17 protein-coding genes are annotated in these 17,975 nt (G+C 51.0%); 11 read left to right on the forward strand and 6 right to left on the reverse strand.

Translation table 11 applies throughout. From position 1 onward, the window contains the following. The first annotated feature begins 33 nt into the window (after positions 1-33). The 3 genes from AC6R1A_RS02265 to AC6R1A_RS02275 all read left to right on the forward strand — a co-directional run bounded on the left by AC6R1A_RS02265 (position 34) and on the right by AC6R1A_RS02275 (position 2,785). Positions 34-1,212: an MFS transporter gene (locus AC6R1A_RS02265; RefSeq protein WP_500632813.1), complete on the forward strand. Its 1,179-nt coding sequence runs from the start codon at positions 34-36 to the stop codon at positions 1,210-1,212. 46 nt (positions 1,213-1,258) lie between these two features. Beyond that, the gene (locus tag AC6R1A_RS02270) at positions 1,259-2,224 is read left to right on the forward strand and encodes a succinylglutamate desuccinylase/aspartoacylase family protein (protein ID WP_500630264.1); all 966 of its coding nucleotides are present in this window, start codon (positions 1,259-1,261) and stop codon (positions 2,222-2,224) included. Positions 2,225-2,311: 87 nt separating this feature from the next. After that, positions 2,312-2,785 carry a peroxiredoxin gene (locus AC6R1A_RS02275; RefSeq protein WP_500632814.1) on the forward strand — a complete coding sequence of 158 codons (474 nt, stop codon included), beginning with the start codon at positions 2,312-2,314 and terminating at the stop codon, positions 2,783-2,785. A 55-nt stretch (positions 2,786-2,840) separates the two neighbouring features. On the opposite strand, the gene norR is transcribed toward AC6R1A_RS02275, so the two are convergent. After that, positions 2,841-4,379 (reverse strand): nitric oxide reductase transcriptional regulator NorR, encoded by a 1,539-nt coding sequence (gene norR, locus AC6R1A_RS02280; protein ID WP_500632840.1) that lies wholly within the window; start codon positions 4,377-4,379, stop codon positions 2,841-2,843. Positions 4,380-4,459: 80 nt separating this feature from the next. After that, positions 4,460-5,452 carry a helix-turn-helix domain-containing protein gene (locus AC6R1A_RS02285; RefSeq protein WP_500632815.1) on the reverse strand — a complete coding sequence of 331 codons (993 nt, stop codon included), beginning with the start codon at positions 5,450-5,452 and terminating at the stop codon, positions 4,460-4,462. 124 nt (positions 5,453-5,576) lie between these two features. Here AC6R1A_RS02285 and AC6R1A_RS02290 point away from each other — a divergent pair, with 124 nt between their 5' ends. From AC6R1A_RS02290 to AC6R1A_RS02320, 7 genes are all read left to right on the forward strand, one after another. Continuing rightward, entirely contained in the window at positions 5,577-6,002 is a 426-nt protein-coding gene (locus tag AC6R1A_RS02290) for a rhodanese-like domain-containing protein (protein WP_500632816.1), read from the forward strand. 84 nt (positions 6,003-6,086) lie between these two features. Beyond that, entirely contained in the window at positions 6,087-6,320 is a 234-nt protein-coding gene (locus AC6R1A_RS02295; RefSeq protein ID WP_500632817.1) for a hypothetical protein, read from the forward strand. An 11-nt stretch (positions 6,321-6,331) separates the two neighbouring features. Beyond that, complete coding sequence (locus AC6R1A_RS02300) at positions 6,332-7,537, forward strand: MFS transporter (RefSeq protein ID WP_500632818.1); 1,206 nt, start codon at positions 6,332-6,334, stop codon at positions 7,535-7,537. Positions 7,538-7,613: 76 nt separating this feature from the next. Continuing rightward, entirely contained in the window at positions 7,614-8,984 is a 1,371-nt protein-coding gene (locus tag AC6R1A_RS02305; protein ID WP_500632819.1) for a DASH family cryptochrome, read from the forward strand. After that, positions 8,985-10,541 (forward strand): cryptochrome/photolyase family protein, encoded by a 1,557-nt coding sequence (locus tag AC6R1A_RS02310; RefSeq protein ID WP_500632820.1) that lies wholly within the window; start codon positions 8,985-8,987, stop codon positions 10,539-10,541. Between the two features lie 128 nt (positions 10,542-10,669). Then, positions 10,670-11,401 carry a sulfite exporter TauE/SafE family protein gene (locus AC6R1A_RS02315; RefSeq protein ID WP_487903702.1) on the forward strand — a complete coding sequence of 244 codons (732 nt, stop codon included), beginning with the start codon at positions 10,670-10,672 and terminating at the stop codon, positions 11,399-11,401. 68 nt (positions 11,402-11,469) lie between these two features. Further along, on the forward strand, positions 11,470-11,904 hold the full coding sequence (locus AC6R1A_RS02320) for a YccF domain-containing protein (protein ID WP_334552219.1): 435 nt from the start codon (positions 11,470-11,472) through the stop codon (positions 11,902-11,904). A 136-nt stretch (positions 11,905-12,040) separates the two neighbouring features. Here the strand turns inward: AC6R1A_RS02320 and AC6R1A_RS02325 are convergent, their stop codons facing one another. After that, a complete protein-coding gene (locus AC6R1A_RS02325) occupies positions 12,041-12,808 on the reverse strand; it encodes an ABC transporter substrate-binding protein (protein WP_487903701.1) in 768 nt (255 codons plus the stop codon). Positions 12,809-12,830: 22 nt separating this feature from the next. Continuing rightward, the gene (gene hisC, locus AC6R1A_RS02330; protein ID WP_500632821.1) at positions 12,831-13,910 is read right to left on the reverse strand and encodes a histidinol-phosphate transaminase; all 1,080 of its coding nucleotides are present in this window, start codon (positions 13,908-13,910) and stop codon (positions 12,831-12,833) included. A 205-nt stretch (positions 13,911-14,115) separates the two neighbouring features. On the opposite strand from hisC, the gene AC6R1A_RS02335 reads away from it, so the two are divergent. Next, complete coding sequence (locus tag AC6R1A_RS02335) at positions 14,116-15,006, forward strand: LysR substrate-binding domain-containing protein (protein ID WP_500632822.1); 891 nt, start codon at positions 14,116-14,118, stop codon at positions 15,004-15,006. Between the two features lie 18 nt (positions 15,007-15,024). On the opposite strand, the gene AC6R1A_RS02340 is transcribed toward AC6R1A_RS02335, so the two are convergent. Both AC6R1A_RS02340 and glgX read right to left on the reverse strand, forming a co-directional pair. Further along, the gene (locus tag AC6R1A_RS02340) at positions 15,025-15,891 is read right to left on the reverse strand and encodes a glycerol kinase (protein ID WP_500632823.1); all 867 of its coding nucleotides are present in this window, start codon (positions 15,889-15,891) and stop codon (positions 15,025-15,027) included. A 4-nt stretch (positions 15,892-15,895) separates the two neighbouring features. Beyond that, positions 15,896-17,848 carry a glycogen debranching protein GlgX gene (gene glgX, locus AC6R1A_RS02345; RefSeq protein ID WP_500632824.1) on the reverse strand — a complete coding sequence of 651 codons (1,953 nt, stop codon included), beginning with the start codon at positions 17,846-17,848 and terminating at the stop codon, positions 15,896-15,898. Between the last annotated feature and the right edge of the window lie 127 nt (positions 17,849-17,975).

Consider the following 17,975-nt stretch of genomic DNA (forward strand, 5'->3'; position numbering starts at 1 on the left):
GTAACACTTATTTCACATCAACATGTACGGCTTATGAATCGCTCTGCCTCTTGGAAAACTCCACAAAACTTTCTGCTGCTCATTTCTATTGTTGTGCCCATCGCCTTTTCAAGCTGGATGGCACTATTAAACAACTTTGTGATCGAGAAGGCCAATTTCGATGGTGCAGACATCGGCCTATTGCAAAGTGTGCGTGAAATACCGGGTTTCTTAGCGTTTACCGCAGTGTTTGTTTTGCTGTTTGTCCGTGAGCAAAAGTTCATGTTGATCTCTTTAGTGGCGTTAACACTGGGCACCGCGATTACGGGATTCTTCCCCTCCCTATTTGGCCTATTGATGACCACGTTACTGATGTCGACCGGCTTTCACTACTTTGAAACTCTAAAACAGTCGCTCTCCCTGCAATGGTTAAATAAAGACGAAGCACCAGAAATGCTCGGCAAGCTGATATCGGTTGGCGCGCTTGCCTCTCTGGTTACCTACGGCGCGCTCTGGCTGTGTTTGGAAGTGTTCGCGATGGAGTTTAAATGGGTGTACCTGCTGTTTGGCGGCGTCGGGCTGGTGTTGGTCGCTTGGATGGCGTTCGCGTTTCCTCAATTTGAAGCACAAACCCCGCAAAATAAGAAGTTGGTGCTGCGCAAACGCTATTGGCTCTATTACGCATTGACGTTTATGAGCGGCGCTCGTCGCCAAATCTTTACCGTTTTTGCCGGCTTCCTTATGGTGGAGAAGTTTGGCTACTCGGCAGCCGATATTACCATGCTGTTTTTGATCAACTATCTGTTTAACTTCCTGTTTGCTAAACGTATTGGTCGCTTTATTGGCCATGTGGGCGAGCGCAAAGCCTTGATGTTTGAATATGTCGGCTTGATTGGCGTGTTTGTCGGCTACGCCCTAGTGCAAAGCGCAGAGTGGGCCGCCGCTTTGTACGTGATTGATCATCTCTTTTTTGCTTTGGCATTGGCGATAAAAACCTATCTGCAGAAAATTGCCGACCCTGCTGATATGGCTTCAACTGCGGGCGTCTCCTTTACGATTAACCATATTGCTGCGGTTGTCATTCCAGTGACCTTTGGCTTTATTTGGCTTGTCTCTCCCGCTGCGGTGTTTTACATCGGTGCGGCGATGGCAGGGGTATCACTACTGTTATCTTTAAACATTCCCGCCAAGCCTGAAGAAGGGAATGAAGTTCGACTATTAAGATGGAGCTAGCGCTGTGAAACAAGAGGCGACCTCACTCAACCAAAATATCGTTCCTATGTATCCGACGTTGAAAGCGTTGGATGTCGACGCGCTGGCGCCCGGTGAGCACAAACTGTGGTTTGCGGTGGCGACCGACGCGGTGGGCCACGCTCAAACTTTACCCGTTAGAGTGTTCAAAGGTGAGCAAGCGGGCAAGCGCGTCATGATCACGGCCGGCGTTCATGGCGATGAACAAAACGGCATCTTGACTGCACAAAGTTTGGCAAGAGCCTTAGTGGGCAAGAAGTTAGCCGGCACGGTGACCATAGTGCCAACGGTCAACCTCTCGGGTATCGAGCGACACAGCCGCGACTTTCACTCCGCCGCGCCAGACAGCTCTTCTGCTAACCTTAATCGTCTGTTTCCCGGTAGCGCGGAGGGGGACGATGCCAGTCGCTATGCCTTCAGCTTGTGGGAAAACTTGCTCAAACCCAACGCAGATCTGGCGATTGATCTGCATTCGCAAACCAGCGGCTCAGCGTATCCTTTGTATGTGTTTGCCGACTATCGCTTGGAAGAAGCCATTGCGATGGCAAGACTCGTCAATCCTGATGTCATTCTTGATGATCCCGGTGACCCGGGTATTTTGGAAACCGTCTACAACCGCGCGGGGATCCCATCCATTACGATTGAAGTGGGTGTGGGGCGTTACACCGACATCGACATGGTTGGAAGAGCGACGCAAGGCGTGCTGAACATTTTACGCGCCTATGAGATGTTGGATGAGCCCGTATCACGCAGTGAAACTCCCTGCGTGGAAGGGAAAAAGATCGTCAGTATTCGCGCCAACCAGGGCGGATTTGTCCTGTGTCACGTGCCTTTGCTGGCCAAAGTTGAAGTCGGTCAGTCGCTGGCGACGCAATATGACAGTTTTGGCGACGTGGTGGATGAATACGTCGCGCCAGTCTCGGGGACGGTGATCAGCCACAATGTTGAAGCGGTTCGTGCGCCGGGGTCACTTGTCGTGCGCTTGATTTGCTGAGGGTGCAATACCCTTAGTATCTACCCGTGGTTAATCTGGCTATTCACCGCTATGATGAGTAAAACCCATGACATAGGAAACGTCACCATGATAGAGATCGGCCAAACTATTCCAGAAGCGGTACTGAGTGAGCTTACGAGCGATGGAATGGTGTCACACTCAACTTCTGAACTATTCGCAGGTAATAAAGTGGTTCTGTTTGCAGTACCTGGCGCATTTACGCCGACCTGCTCTGAAGCGCACCTTCCCGGTTACGTTGTGCTCGCAGACAAGATCAAAGCTCAAGGCGTTGACTTGATTGCTTGTGTCTCCGTCAATGATGCCTTTGTGATGCACGCATGGGGCGAAGCGCAAAACGCCACCGAAATTATGATGCTGGGCGATGGTGATGCAAGCTTCACCAAAGCGTTAGGGCTTGAGAAAGATACCGCTTCATTCGGTGGTCTGCGTTCACAACGCTATGCGATGGTGATCGACAATGGCGTTGTCACCCAACTCAACGTTGAAGAGCCAAGCAAGTTTGAGGTAAGCAGCGCTGAAGCAATTCTCGACACGCTGTAATCAACGGCCTTATTGAACGATGGCCCGCATTGCGGGCCATTTTTTTACACGCCTTTCATTTCCCTTGTACCATCACCCCAAGCTTTTTGCCCATCCGATACAAATTCCCGCGATCCATTTGAAGAAACTCGGCCGCTTTTGACCAGGTGCCGTTGGTGACGTCAAGCGCATGAACAATCAGATCTTTTTGATAGGCTTCGACAAGTTCGCGCATTGGCTGGCTCTCTTTAGGTAAAAAATGCGGTTGTGATGCGGTGTTGTAGGTGGTTAGCCCAGTATCAAAGTGGCTCGGTTGAATAATGTGTTGCTGCTGCTGGATGCAGCGCAGGGCCGCTCGTGTGAGGGTGTGTTCTAGCTCTCGGACGTTGCCTGGCCAGGTCTGTTTTTCCAGCACGAGAATGGATTTGGGATGCAGATGCAAATTAGGAATGTGGAACTGGTTGCGAACCTTCTCCAACAAATACCCCGCTAGCACCGCAATATCGCCTTCGCGTTTGCGAAGCGGAGGAATGTCAATAGGGAAAACGTTCAGGCGGTGGAATAGATCGGCGCGAAACTGACCCGTATTGACCGCCTTGTCCAGATCGCGATTGGTGGCGGCGATGATGCGCACATTGACCAGCAAACGTTGATCGCTGCCGACGCGTTGCACTTCACCTTGCTGGAGCACACGTAATAGTTTGGCTTGCAGCGTTAACGACAGTTCTCCGACCTCATCGAGAAACAGCGTGCCACCATCGGCTAGTTCAAATTTCCCCGCTCGGCGCTGACTGGCTCCGGTATAAGCGCCTTTGACATGACCAAACAATTCGCTTTCAGCCAATCCTTCTGGCAAGGCGGCGCAGTTGACGTAAATCATCGGTTTGTCTGCGCGATGACTTTGCGCGTGGACACTGTGCGCTACCAACTCTTTACCCACACCCGTTTCTCCGGTGATCAACACAGCGTAATCCGATTGCGCCACGGTTGAGATGTTGGTTTTTAGCTGGCGTATTTGGGGGCTGATGCCCATCATCTCACCCGTCTGCGATCGTGCTTGTTGGATGAGCGTCTGCGTCACCGACTTCTGTTTCTGATTTTGTGCTTTGAGCGCATTCATCTGCGAGATATTACGTAGTGTCGCCGCCGCGAGCGCGGCAAAGGTTTCAACCGTGACAAAATCGATGCTGTCAAACGCGCCGACCGTGAGTGAATCTAAAGTTAAGATGCCAACCAATTGCCCCTCCACATACAAGCTGCAACCCATGCAGTCATGGACATCCAAATCATTCTCTGCGCTGAGCATGATGCCGCTGAACGGGTCGGGTAACTCACATTGAGCATCAAAACGCACCGGGGAGGTGCTTTGCATGATGGATTGAAGTCTGGGGTGGTTTTTCGAATAGAAACGGCGACCAAAGATGCTCGCCGCAATGCCTTTAACCGCGACGGGTGTCAGCAGCCCATCCTGATCGAGAATGAACAGCGCACTCGCATCACAGGGAAAGACACGGTCAACACCGTCAATTAAGACTTGATATTGACGTTCACTGTTTTGGCTAGAACTGAGGTTAAGGGCAATATCGAGTAAAACGCGATTGAGTTTATCTTGCATGGTTGTCATTTTGTCATATCGGCATGCAGGAAGTGTAGCACTGCGATGTTGTTTTAACATCAACAATGTCATTGGGTTGTTTAGCCCAGTTTAAACTTCTCCCGATACTGCTGAGGAGACACGCCGACTAAACGACGGAAGTGGTGGCGCAGCGTGACGGCGCTGTCGAACCCCGATTGTTGGGCAAGTTGCTCAATGCTTAGCGGCTCGGTTTCCAATAACCCTTTGGCGTGTTCGATGCGCTGCTTGATCAGCCAGGCTTTAGGGGAGAGGTTGAAGCTTGAGCGAAACTTTCTATCAAACGTGCGCCGCGACATATTGGCGTGGCTTGCCCATTCGTCGACGCTGATGGCTTGACTGAGGTGTTCATTCGCCCACTCAACGGCGTTGGAAAACGAGCTCGGCACTTTGAGCATGGGCGTTTCGACATATTGTGCTTGTCCGCCGGTGCGATGTGATGAGACAACCAAGCGCTTTGCGACTTGGTTGGCGATTTGGTAACCAAAATCTTCGCGTATGATCGCCAGTCCTAAATCGAGCGCAGAAGCGCTGCCAGCGGCGCAGCCTATTTGCCCCTCCAACACATACAGCACGTCCGATTGATAGTCCACATCGGGAAATTGTTCACGAAACTTGCTCTCGTACATCCAATGCGTGGTGGCTTTTCTACCGGCGAGCAGCCCTAATCTGGCCAGCAAAAATGAGCCAGAGCAAAGAGACAGCACTCGCTTACCTGCGTTAACAAAACGCGTTACTTCTTTCGCAATCAGCGGTGGGATGGTGTCATCCCCTGTTGGCCAACCGGGAATGATCAAGGTGTCAAACGGCTCAAGCGAGCTTGCTGATTCAGTGACCAAGGTCATGTTGCCTGTGGTCTGAATTGGCGCGTCTTCCAGTGTGATGACTTGGGTATCGTACCATTCTTTGAATTCCGGTCTTGGCAGGGCAAACAGTTCAACCGCGCAGGAGAGCTCAAATAAAGTCACGTGCTGATGGGCCAATATTGCAACGCGCACTGTTTTGGTCTGATGTGCGTAGGGTTTTGCAGTGAATCCCTGTTTGTCGGTGCTCATTATTTACCTCCAGCTGAATGCAGCTTTTGGCTTATTATTAACGCATGTTGGCTTTTAAGCCAGTGGCGAGGTCGATAATTTGTGCGGATAATGGTGCTAACCTCAATAAACAAGGAAGAGAGCCATGAGCGCAGTATCAAGAGTACCGGCAGCGAGCAGTGAGGCAGCGTTGCGCCATTTTGAGTCGTTAATGCAGTTTGAGACCGATTGCTGGGACGTGCACCATGCGATAAGTAACGGATTACAAGATTTCGTTCTTATCGATGTGCGCGGTGAGGCGCTGTTTGACGCAGGGCATATTGAGGGCTCGGTATCGATTCCCCATGCTCGATTGAATGAACGTACGTTGGCTCACTACCCGCAAGAGACGCTGTTTGTCGTGTATTGCGCAGGGCCACACTGCAATGGCACTGAAAAAGCCGCCGTTCGTTTGGCTCGTCTCGGCAGGCCAGTGAAAAAGATGATTGGTGGTGTAACAGGTTGGCAGGATGAAGGCTTTGCTCTGGTCGCGGGCTCGAAGAGCGAGCGGCAAAATGCATCCTATGCATAACATGAGTGTAGAAATGTCATTTGAGTCATGGTGCGCGGCGCTCTACACTCCGCGCTCTTTTTACTGTCACTGAGGCTGAAACGTATGCTTTTTTCATCCCTTTTATCGCAATCACTCAGTGCTCAACTTGTGAGAATGACCTTAGTGCTTGTACTTGTCTTGGTGGGTGTTCACCATTCCCCCTCCTTGCTTAGTACGCTGGCCGAACAAGCGATGGCACTGGGGTGTCATGGACAAGAGCTTGAGTTCGATGATGCTTCAAGCCAAGACCCACGTGCATCAAGTCACGGCAATAGTCATTCTCACCACCATCATTAAGGGCAACAATAATGAGTGTATTTCGATTTCCACTGATGGTTTGGCTGGGCATTGCCATTCTCATCATCTGTTTGGGTATTCGCCAATCGTTCGGCATTTTTATGATGCCTATTTCAGAGCACTTTACGGTCGGTCGAGAGTTTTTTAGTTTCGCGATTGCCCTACAAAACCTGCTATTTGGGGCGTTTCAGCCGTTTGTTGGGATGGCCGCTGATCGCTTCGGCGCCAAACGTATTATTGTTGGTGGCGCTCTGGCCTATGGATTGGGGCTTTATTTGACCTCGATCGCCACTGTGCCTAGCGTGTTGTATCTCTCATTGGGTGTGTTGGTTGGCCTTGGCCTTAGTGCAACCAGTTATGTGATTGTGCTCGGGGCCGTCGCCAAAGTGGTCCCCGCACAGCACGCGGCCAAAGCGTTTGGATTGACGACCGCCGCGGGCTCGTTTGGCATGTTTGCGATGATCCCGGGCGCTCAAGCTCTGCTGTCTGATTTTGGCTGGCAAGGCGCGATGCAGGTGTTTGCGCTGCTCTGTTCTACTATGGTGGCTTTTGCTCTGTTTATGAAAACGCCTAAAACGAGTGCGGCGACCACTCAGGTGGCGGATGAGCAAAACCTTAAACAGGCACTGAAAGAGGCCTTCTCCCACAAGGGATATTGGCTGATCCATGGTGGCTTCTTTGTTTGTGGTTTTCATGTGATGTTCATTGCAACCCATTTGCCCAGTTATTTGGCAGATAAAGCCCTGCCTGCGTCTACGGCAGCGATGGCGCTGGCGTATGTCGGTATCTTCAATATTTTTGGTTCGTACTTTTGGGGCGTACTGGGTGATAAATTCAGCAAACGCCACGTGATGGCGGCTTTGTATGTTATGCGCACCATAGTCATCGCGGGGTTTGTCACTTTGCCTGTTACCGAATCGACGGCGGCGCTTTTTGGCGGGGCGATCGGCTTTGTATGGCTAGGGACTGTGCCGCTGACGTCGGGCTTAGTTCGGCAGATCTTTGGCGCGAAATACCTTTCCACCTTGTATGGGTTGGTGTTTTTCAGCCACCAAGTCGGCAGCTTTCTTGGCGCGTGGGTGGGCGGTCGAATTTATGACTACTACGGCTCTTACGATCCGATTTGGTGGTCGACCGTGGTCTTGGCTTTTGCTGCGGCATTGATTCATTTGCCGATCAACGACAAGCCTGTGGCAAGATTGGCCGCTGTAAGCTGATCCATCCGCTCAAACTAATCCATAATAGTAGAAACAGCGTATTGAATAGGAGTGAATGATTTTATGGAGCAAGGCTTTGTCACTCCCCACATCTCGAAGAGGGTTGTACTGGTTTCACAATGATTTTCGTCTGACAGACAACCCATTACTTCAAGCCGCAGCAGAGCAGGTCGATGAGATGCTTTGCGTCTGCAGCCCGCCTCAGATGACCCATTTCCTCTCTCGCTTTTCTCAGCAGTGCCAGTTGGGAGCGAGCAGAGAGGCTTTTTGGTCTCAATCGGCCAGCGATCTGGCGGCCAGTTTGGCTAAATTAGGTCAAAGCCTCTATTGTTTGCCTGATCTTAGCGCCGCTTCGCTCGCAGCTCTCATTCGAGAGCAGGGCATTACCCACCTTTATTGTCAACGTTTTGCGGGTATAGATGAGCAGCGCATAGTGGATGCGTTGCAAGCAACGTGTCCTGATCTCAATATCATCCAAAGAGAGAGTGGCCACATACTTGATGGATCTGAGCTGCCTTTTTCACTCGCCGAACTGCCTGCCACTTTTAGCCGATTTCGAAAGCGTGTCGAACCCCTTGCAGTGCCAGTGCCCTTGCCTGCGGTTGAGACATTGCCAAGTGTGATTGAGGTCGATTACCCACTAGTGACGACGAGTCCCTGCCAAAGCGGGCAGTTTCTGGGGGGAGAGGGCGCGGCGCTAGCCCATTGTGACGATTACTTTTCGACGTCCAACGCGAGTCACTATAAAGCGACCCGCAATGGCCTTGAGGGCATGGCTTATTCGACCAAGTTCTCACCGTGGCTCGCTCAAGGTTGTCTCAGTGCACGGACCATTTTGGCCAAACTGGCGCAGTATGAGGCGGCTCATGGAGCCAACGAGTCAACCTATTGGATTACGTTTGAGTTACTATGGCGTGACTACTTCTACTGGTATGCAAGATTGCATCGTCAGCGTTTATTCGCTTTTCGAGGTATCACAGATCAAGCCCCGCTCACGTCGTTTTACACGGAGCGCTTTGCGGCGTGGATAGCAGGGGAGACGCCTTATGCGATCGTTAACGCATGCATGAAACAGTTGCGTGCGACAGGGTATATGTCCAACCGCGGCCGTCAACTAGTGGCGAGCTGTTTGGTTCATGAGTTGGGTATGGATTGGCGTTATGGCGCTGCGTATTTTGAAACGCAGTTGGTGGACTACGATGTAGCCTCAAACTGGGGAAACTGGCAGTATCTTGCGGGCGTCGGAGCGGATCCACGCAGCGGACGTCAATTTAATCTCGAGAAACAGACCCAAACTTACGATCCTGACGGTGAATTTATCCGCCGTTGGCAAGGGGCACCCTCGCACTCGTGCTTGGATGCCTTCTCGCGCTTAGATGCCTTCTCGCGCTTAGATGCCTTCGATTACAATGGTTGGCCGATTGAGGATAGCGGGGAGGGGAGATAAGTGAACTATTCCTGTGTTCGGCTCATTTTGGGTGACCAGTTAAATCATCAGCACGCTTGGTTTGCACAGAAAGAGGAAGGGGTGCTTTACCTCATCGCAGAGCTGCATCAAGAAGCCCACTACACCCGTCATCATAGCCAGAAAATCGCGGCTTTTTTTGCCGCAATGACGAACTTTGCACGTGAGTTGCAAGAAGCGGGGCATCACGTGGTGCATCTGACCCTCGATGACACTGAGCCCTACAAAGATCTGCCCTCACTCATTACGCATTGGGTCGAGCGGGTGAATGCCGAGACGTTCGAGTATCAAAGGCCGAATGAATACCGACTGATGCGGCAGCTCGAACTGTTGTCACTGCCTCAATGTAAAGTGCGCTGTGTCGAGAGCGACCACTTTTTGCTGCCATTTGATGAGATTGGCGACTATTTTAAGTCGGGTAAAGCGGTCAAGATGGAAAATTTCTACCGCAAAATGCGCCAGCGCTTTGATATTTTGATGGACGCAGACAAACCCGTCGGTGGGCAGTGGAATTTTGATGGCGACAATCGCAATAAGCTCAAAAAGTCCGATATTGAGGCGCTGCCGAGACCTCTGCTGTTTGCCAACGATGTCACATCGATCAATGAGCGTATCAAGCGTCATCAAATCCCGACGATCGGGCAGCAGCAAGAGCGTCTTGTCTGGCCGATATCTCGTCATCAAGGCTTGAATTTGTTGGCGCACTTTTGCCGAATGTGTCTACCGCTCTTCGGTCGCTTCCAAGATGCGATGACCGATCAGCATCTTAGCCAATGGAGCCTCTACCACAGCAGACTCTCTTTTGCGATCAACACTAAAATGCTCACCCCAAGGGAGGTGGTGGACGCGGCGTTAGAGAGTTACCACCAGAGTCAGCGCAGTGACAACCCGATTACGCTGGCGCAGATCGAAGGTTTTGTCCGTCAGATCATCGGGTGGCGCGAGTATATGCGCGGTATTTATTGGATCAACATGCCAACCTACGCGACGCTCAATGAGCTGCAAGCCCAGCGCCCCTTGCCGAGCTACTTTTGGCATGGCCGCACTCAGATGAAGTGTATGCATGCCTGTATTGGTCAATCGCTTGAGTGGTCTTACGCCCATCATATTCAACGCTTGATGGTCACGGGCAATTTTTGCTTGCTGGCTGGTGTTGCACCGGACGAGGTCGATGCGTGGTACCTTGGCATCTATATTGATGCCATAGAGTGGGTAGAGATGCCCAACACGCGCGGGATGGCGCTGTTTGCCGATGGAGGCATCATCGCCACCAAACCTTATTGTGCAAGCGGAAACTACATCAACAAGATGAGCGATTACTGCAAAGGGTGTCACTACGATGTGAAGCAACGCAGCGGAGAGAGGGCCTGCCCGTTTAATAGTTTGTACTGGCGTTTTATGTTGCTTCATCGTGAGCGTCTCAGTCGCAACCCACGCATCGGTATGATCTATCGCAGTTGGGATAAGCTGTCAGAGGCCGAGCAGGCAGAGGTGTTATCAACGGCGGAGCGTTACCTAGCGCAGATAGACGCGTTGTAACGCTGCACCTTGCAAGCAATGGGGTACTTAGCGTGATCTGTGGTATCTCCATGACGCTATCTCAGTTAAGATAAGTTATTGATTGATTATCAAAAGCGGTAAACACCGCTTTTTGCTTGTGTTGACCTATGTTTGCTGAGTGGATGACTTCAGAGGCGCTGATTGCGGCGCTGCTTATTTTTATTGGTTCTTTTGTCCAAACCGCCATCGGTTTTGGTTTGGCGATTGTGGCGGCGCCACTGCTGTTTTTAGTGTCACCGGATTATGTCCCCGCCCCGATCTGTCTCGTCGCGCTGTTTATTTCACTGCTGAATGCGCTCAAGCATCGCGCCAGTGTGGAAATTGGCGGTTTGAAAATGGCGTTGATTGGTCGTGTGCCGGGCTCTATCGCTGGTGGCGTGTTGCTGGTGATGGTCTCGACCGACATGCTCGCGCTTTGGCTCGGTTTATTAGTGCTGTTTGCCGTGGCGGTGAGTCTGCTGCCTTTTCGTATTGAGCCAACCCCCGTCAAAATGGGCATCGCAGGTTTCTTTTCTGGCTTTTTTGGTACTAGCAGCGCCATTGGCGGGCCGCCGATGGCGCTCTTGTTGCAGCATCAAGAAGCAAACCAGTTGCGTGGTAATCTCTCGGCCTTCTTTGTCTTTAGCTCGATCATTTCTTTGATGATTCAAATGCCAGCGGGCTTTTTGAATTGGCACCATGTCTGGATCACCGTGCCGCTGATCCCTGCCGCTTGGGTGGGCTACAAGCTAGCTCAGATGACGACGCATTCGTTACCCAAAGAGAAAATTCGCGTGGGCGCCTTATTGCTGTGCAGTATCAGTGGTATAACGGCCGTGTGGCAGGCGCTGGCCAGTTAATGAGCGTGCGAAGCGGTTTTGTGTTTGAATAGATGACCAACAGTGAGTGAGGAGATCTGAGAATGACTATGCTAAGAATGCTAGGCAATGTGATTTGGTTTGTGTGCGGCGGCGTCATTATGGGGCTGATGTGGTGGTTATTTGGTCTGCTGGCGTTCATCAGCATCATTGGCATTCCTTGGGGGCGTGCGTGCTTTGTGATGGGCAATTTTTCCTTTTTTCCGTTTGGCCAAGAGGCGATTTCCCGTGAAGAGCTGACCAATGAGGTCGACATTGGCACCAGTCCATTTGGGCTGGTGGGTAATATCATCTGGTTTCTACTGGCGGGGATTTGGCTTGCGATTGGTCATATCTGTTCTGCGGTGGCGTGCTTTATCACCATCATTGGTATCCCATTCGCGCTGCAACACCTGAAATTGGCGCTGATTTCGCTCGCACCGATTGGTAAAACGGTTGTGCCCGTCGAGCAAGCCGCTCGGGCACGCTATTCAAATCGCCCGTAGATTCCGCGAGTACCACTCACCAAAGAGCCCCACTTACTATATATAACAGTGTGTGGGGCTCTCTTTTTGACGCTCTCTTAGACGAACGGTTGGGAAAATGCGTCATTCGCTCAGTGACTCATTGGTCCGCCGTTATTTATTCGCCGTAGATGTCGAAGCTAAAGTATTTGCTGGCGATCTTGTCGTAAGTGCCGTTGGCGCGAATGGCGGCAATAGCTTGGTTAAACTGCTCGGCTAAGGCCGTGTCGCTTTGACGTAGTGCCAGTGCGGTGCCTTCACCAATGTAGGCTTTGTCAGTCACCGCTTCACCCACAAATTCAAACCCTGCACCAATCTCTTTGTCTAAGAAGGCAAGCGCGAGTTGATCTGAGTTACCAAAGGTGACGTCCAGACGACCGTTTTGCATGTCGATGTACACTTCATCTTGACCACTGTAGCGTTTGATTTCAGCCACATCACCAAACTTGTCCGTGACGTAACGGTCGTGAATCGTACCTGACTGCACACCGATCACTTTCCCTTTCAGTCCGGCTTGGCTGATCTCAATGTTGCCTTGCTTAGCGGTGACGAAACGTGCTGGCGTTTGGTAATACTTGTCGGTAAAGAGAATGCGCTTTTTACGCTCTTCAGTAATACGCATCGAGGCCATGATGACGTCCGATTTACGCGCGAGTAAGCTTGGAATTAACGCATCCCAACCTTGTGATACCCAAGTGCACTCCAGTTTTGCTTCAGCACATAGGGCATCGGCGATTTCAATGTCAAAACCTGCTGGTTTGCCATCGGCATCCATGTAGTTGAAAGGGGGATAAGTGAAATCAGACGCCAGACGCACGGTTTTCGCCAACGCTGGGGCGGTCATCATAGTGGCGGTGCAAGCAATGAGAGTAAGGAGTTTTTTCATCGTGGTTCCTTTTTATAATGGGTTACTGCGCCAAAGTGGCGGGGTAGCGACACATGAGCTCGGCAACTTCATCCATGCTTTGCTCTGAGCCGATGGTAATACGAACGCAATGCTTCAAACTTGGCTCATGAGCCTGATTGCGCGTGACCACGCCATGCTCGGCGAGGTACTGAAACAGATCCACACCGGGTTTGGTGCGAATTAGAACAAAATTTGTCGCGCTCGGATAGAGGGTCTCGATCCAGTTCAGTGAGTCAATGCGCGCGATAAAGCGCTGTTTGGTCTCAATCAGACGCTGAGTCGCCGCGGCGACTTTCTTTAGTCCCTCGTTGCTGAGCGCTTTAAGCACAATCTCCGCCGTGCTGTCAGGCATCGGGTAAGGAGGGACGAGCTTTTTCACATAGTCCATAACCGCGGGTTGAGCGATGATAAAACCACAGCGTACCGCCGCCAAACCGAAGGCTTTGGATAAGGTTCGGATGACGACTAGATGCGGATAGTGATCGATAAGGTCGACCACGCTCTCGCCAAGTTCAAACTCAATGTATGCCTCATCCACGACCACGATGGCGTCGTTCGCTGTATTTTCGAGCACGGTAATGATGTCTTGACGGGCGAGCAGTTGGCCCGTCGGATTATTCGGCGAGCAGAGAAAAATAAGGTTAACCTTTGGCACTGCGCATTTAATGCCTTCAACATCTAACGTAAAAGCATTGCCCATCAAAGGGACATCGATAGTGTCGACCGCGAAGGATTCGGCGCAAAACTCATACATGGCGTAGGTTGGCGAGCAAATCGCGATCTTGTCTTTACCTGGCTGGCAAAAGGTTCTGACCAATAGATCAATCGCCTCATCGGCGCCGCGCACGGCCATCACATCCTGATCGGTATTGCAGTACGCTTGGTAAGCGCGCGCGATGTCGTGAGGCAAGTAGTCAGGGTAGCGGGAGTAATCGGATTGTTGTTCATCAAAAAAGATCGGGGTCTCTAACTCGTTGGCGTTGAGCCACACGCGCCCATGACCACCTATGCGTCGAGCAGATTGATAAGGTATTAATTTTTTTATGCTCTCAGGCGCTAATTTATCCGCTAATGAATCCATTTACGTTCCTTTGACTGATTTTATAGTCGCTCATAATGAAAAATTATTTCTTATAAGCGGTTTGTATTGCCAATTTAGTCAAAAATGGGAGTTGGATGAAACGAAAATAATACATGATAGCTATGCATTTTTATCATGGCTTGTGCTAGGAGTTTTAACATGACCTGTGCTAGAGTCGTGGCATTCTGGCAGACAAGTATTGACGATGAATCATCGACTTCCTTCGACAAAAAATTTGCAAGCCTTCTTGGCAACGGCGGAGCATCTCAATTTTACTCATGCGGCGAGTGCGATGGCGATGACGCAAGGGGCGATCAGCCGTCAGATTCAGTCACTTGAATCCATGATGGGGGTGAGCCTGTTTTATCGCCACGCTCGCGGTTTGGCACTGACACCAGACGGACTCAAGTTTGTGCCACTGGCCGAAGCGGTTATTCACCAATTGCAAAATGCGGTGCGTGAGGTCGCAGAGAGCGCCAACCGCATTAAACTCAATGCACCTAGCTGTATCACCACGTTTTTGCTGGAAAAATTGACGGCGTTTCAGATTTCTCATCCGGATATTAATGTTGAGCTTACCTCGACCACCAAGCATCAGCTCCACCCTAACTTTGATAGTTTTGATCTGGTGATCATGTATGGCCGAGCGAGTGCGAGCAAGCGTGTGAGACAGGTGCTTTTGTTTGAGGAGCGCCTTTCCCCGGTTTGTGCACCGCAGATCTGGCACCAAGCGCAGCAAGAGGGGGGCGGTGATGCTTACCAGTCATTGCGGCGCGTTAACTGGCTGCACGCGAATGCGGAGCAATCCGATTGGCAGTTGTGGCTTGATAGTACTGGGTTAAGTCAACTGCGCGGCGCACGTAACCAAACCTTCGCCACTTTGGATCAAGCGATGAATGCCGCGCAACTGGGCTACGGGATGACGGTCGGCGATCTCACGCTGGCAGCGCGTCAAATCGAGCATCAGCAACTGATTCAGCCTTTTGAGCATGAGGTACTGTCCGGCAAAGGCTACTATTTGATCGCTCCCTCAGACAGCGACAATCCGAATTTGAGCGCCTTTGTTGAATGGTTGGCGTCGGTGAATACGCCTTAGTTTTTGGCCAGTGAGAGGTTAATACGCCTTGATACCGTAAGCGCGCAGTTTCGCGGGTAAGCACTCATCGAGTGTCTCGACCTCTTCTGGGTGTATCTCAATCAGTTCAAAACCGTGTTGAGCGTAGAGGGCGCGAAGGGTCTCACGTTGGTCATCTGGCATTGCGCCGCTGTCTGAGCCCCAATACTGGATATAGACGTTGCCTGTTGGCAGATAAAAATCGCTTAACACATCTTGCTCAATAGGCAGCGGTCTATCGTAGGCGTGGACAACGCCGTTCATGTACAGCCAGTTATCAATCAGTAGCTCACCTTTTGAGCGAACATAGTGCCCGTCTAAGGTGCGATGTTTAGCTTCAAACTTTTGCCGAAAGCTAGAGAGGGATTTATCCGTCGCGTGCACGTGTGCATCTTGACCGGAAAACTCGACCACCGTTTGCCTCAGGCGTTTGTTGCGCGCTATTGAGTCATGCCAGACGACAAATTTCTGGCCGCTCTGTTTATCCTCACGTTGGTAACCACCGACACTGAGCCCCGTCTGACTCACTTGCCAGCCTTGTTCGGTTTTTTGGATCCAACCGAGTTCTTGAAGCAGTTGATTGATTTTTTTCGCCGCCAGGGAAAAGCGCTCGCCAAGCTCGGTGGCGGTGAGCGTTTTGCCGCTGGTGGCGTTACTATCAATCAGTAGGTTGGTTGGCCAGACGATAAACTGGCCAAATTTGGGGTGGGTGGCGTAGTCACCACCAAACTTTTTGCCCAGCTCCGTTAGCACCCAACTCTCTTCATCACGATTGATGTAGCCAGCCAGTTTCAACTGATTGAACAAGGCTTTGGCGTCCAAGCCGCGCTGTTTTGCCAGCGCGGTAGTAGAGAGTTTGTCGGCCACTGGCTTAAATCGCCTTGTAGTGGAAAATCGCCATCGATCCTGGCGCGATCAGCACTTGTTTGTGATCAATGGTTTGATGCACTTCGTGCGAATCGGTGTTGCAGATCATCATCCACTCTTGTTGATTTTCTGCTGGCAAGGTAAAGCGCGCGGGCGCCGTGGTTTGGTTGATGCAGTAGAACAGCTCGTCACCTGCTTTGTCGATGCCCAGTTGCAAAGCGACGCAACTCAGTTGGTTCCAATCTTCATGTTCCATGAAGGTGCCATCAATGCGTCGCCACAGTACGCGGTTTTCATTGCGGGTATCGCCACTAAAGGCGCGAATGAACGGCACCATGTAAGTTTGACGCGCTTTCACCATTTGCGCCAGCCACTCACGAAAGCTCTGCTTTTCTTGGGTCATAGACCAATTGAGCCAACTAATTTCGTTGTCTTGGCAGTAGGCGTTGTTGTTGCCACCTTGGGTGTGAGAGAGGACATCGGCAGTCAAAATGTGCGGAATGCCGAAGGCGAACAGTAAGCTCGCCATGAAATTGCGTTTCTGCCGCTCGCGTTTTTCGATAATGCGCGGATTATCGGTTGGTCCTTCGATGCCATAGTTTGCGGAGCGGTTATCCCCGTGACCGTCCCGGTTCTGTTCGCCGTTGGCGTCATTGTGTTTTTGCTTGTAGGAGACCAAGTCCTGCATGCAAAAGCCATCATGATAGGTGATGTAGTTAACGGTCAGTTTATAGGGCCAATTCGCCGCGCTGTAGAGGTCACGCGAGCCCATAATGCGCGTCGCAAACTCTTTCATAAAGCCTTGGTCACCGCGCCAAAAGCTGCGGGTGATGTCTCTTAGGCGATCGTTACACTCATTCCATCCAAGCGGAAAATTCCCCACTTGATAGCCGTTCGGGCCAATGTCCCAAGGTTCGGCAATCAGCTTCACCTCACGCAAGATGGGATCTTGGGCAACGGCTTTAAAGAAAGCGGTATTAGGATTAAAGGCTTCACGTTCACGACCCAAGGTTGCGGCTAGGTCAAAGCGGAAACCGTCCACTTGGAACTCCTGCGCCCAATAACGCAGCGTGTCCATGACTAAGTTGAGGCTCGGCTGGTAAGAGAGATCCACCGTATTGCCACAGCCAGTGTAGTTGGCGTAGTGATCGTCGTGACGCAAGTAGTAGTTGGCATCCAGCGCTTTGAGGTTAAACACTGGGCCATCTGCGCCACCTTCGGCGGTGTGGTTGTAGACCACATCCAAAATCACCTCGATACCGTGGCGATGCAGCTCGCGAATGGTGGTTTTCAGCTCAGTCACGGCGTCATGCATCGCGTATCTTGGGTCTGGCACCATAAACAAGTATGGGTTGTAGCCCCAATAGTTGACTTTATCCATCTTGAGCAGGTGCGGCTCATGCATACAAGCGGCGACGGGCAGCAGTTGCAAGGTATTGATGTTCTGTTGCTTATAAAATTGGATCATCGCTTCGCTGACTAAGCCCAAGTAGGTCCCGCGCGAGTATTCAGGCACATTCGGGTTAAGTTTGGTGACCCCTTTGACGTGTGTTTCAAACAGCACCATTTCGTCACGCGGGCGATGAGGCTTAGCGACACCTTGCCAATCAAAACTGGTTTTAGTGACGACGCACTTGGCTAATTGGAAACTTTTTTCAGCATTGAAAGGGAGGTCATAGAAGAGAGGCTTGTCGAGGGCTTTGGCATAAGGATCAGAGAGATAATGCTCTGCATCGTTGACCCGGGTAATAAAGCCGTATTTTTGCCCCGCTTTAATCCCTTCTATATAGGTGTGCTTAATGCCCGCGTCTTCATTAACGAGCGGGTACGTCGTATAAGAGCCATCGGCTTTAAAAAGCGCGAGTTGTAAGTCTTGGTTAGAAGGCGAAAAAATCGAGAAGTTACAACCTGCTGCATCCAAGGTGGCCCCTAATGGGTATGGGCGAGAGCACTGCATTGTCTTTTACTTATTGTCGTGTGTTTTTCAATCTCACTTTAGTAAATAGTTTTGTTTATAGCAGGTCAAGCCTATTACCAAAATAATTCTCAATGAAATTTAATTACAATTTAATGAAACCAAAAAA

It is taken from the genome of Vibrio sp. R10-SG3-ISO3 (assembly GCF_059834225.1).

Bases quoted from the DNA above. Each gene is read 5' to 3' on its own strand.
- AC6R1A_RS02265 (WP_500632813.1), top strand. From the start codon at position 34: ATGAATCGCTCTGCCTCTTGGAAAACTCCACAAAACTTTCTGCTGCTC.
- AC6R1A_RS02270 (WP_500630264.1), top strand. From the start codon at position 1,259: ATGTATCCGACGTTGAAAGCGTTGGATGTCGACGCGCTGGCGCCCGGT.
- AC6R1A_RS02275 (WP_500632814.1), top strand. From the start codon at position 2,312: ATGATAGAGATCGGCCAAACTATTCCAGAAGCGGTACTGAGTGAGCTT.
- norR (WP_500632840.1), bottom strand. From the start codon at position 4,379: ATGCAAGATAAACTCAATCGCGTTTTACTCGATATTGCCCTTAACCTC.
- AC6R1A_RS02285 (WP_500632815.1), bottom strand. From the start codon at position 5,452: ATGAGCACCGACAAACAGGGATTCACTGCAAAACCCTACGCACATCAG.
- AC6R1A_RS02290 (WP_500632816.1), top strand. From the start codon at position 5,577: ATGAGCGCAGTATCAAGAGTACCGGCAGCGAGCAGTGAGGCAGCGTTG.
- AC6R1A_RS02295 (WP_500632817.1), top strand. From the start codon at position 6,087: ATGCTTTTTTCATCCCTTTTATCGCAATCACTCAGTGCTCAACTTGTG.
- AC6R1A_RS02300 (WP_500632818.1), top strand. From the start codon at position 6,332: ATGAGTGTATTTCGATTTCCACTGATGGTTTGGCTGGGCATTGCCATT.
- AC6R1A_RS02315 (WP_487903702.1), top strand. From the start codon at position 10,670: ATGTTTGCTGAGTGGATGACTTCAGAGGCGCTGATTGCGGCGCTGCTT.
- AC6R1A_RS02320 (WP_334552219.1), top strand. From the start codon at position 11,470: ATGCTAAGAATGCTAGGCAATGTGATTTGGTTTGTGTGCGGCGGCGTC.
- AC6R1A_RS02325 (WP_487903701.1), bottom strand. From the start codon at position 12,808: ATGAAAAAACTCCTTACTCTCATTGCTTGCACCGCCACTATGATGACC.
- hisC (WP_500632821.1), bottom strand. From the start codon at position 13,910: ATGGATTCATTAGCGGATAAATTAGCGCCTGAGAGCATAAAAAAATTA.
- AC6R1A_RS02335 (WP_500632822.1), top strand. From the start codon at position 14,116: ATGAATCATCGACTTCCTTCGACAAAAAATTTGCAAGCCTTCTTGGCA.
- glgX (WP_500632824.1), bottom strand. From the start codon at position 17,848: ATGCAGTGCTCTCGCCCATACCCATTAGGGGCCACCTTGGATGCAGCA.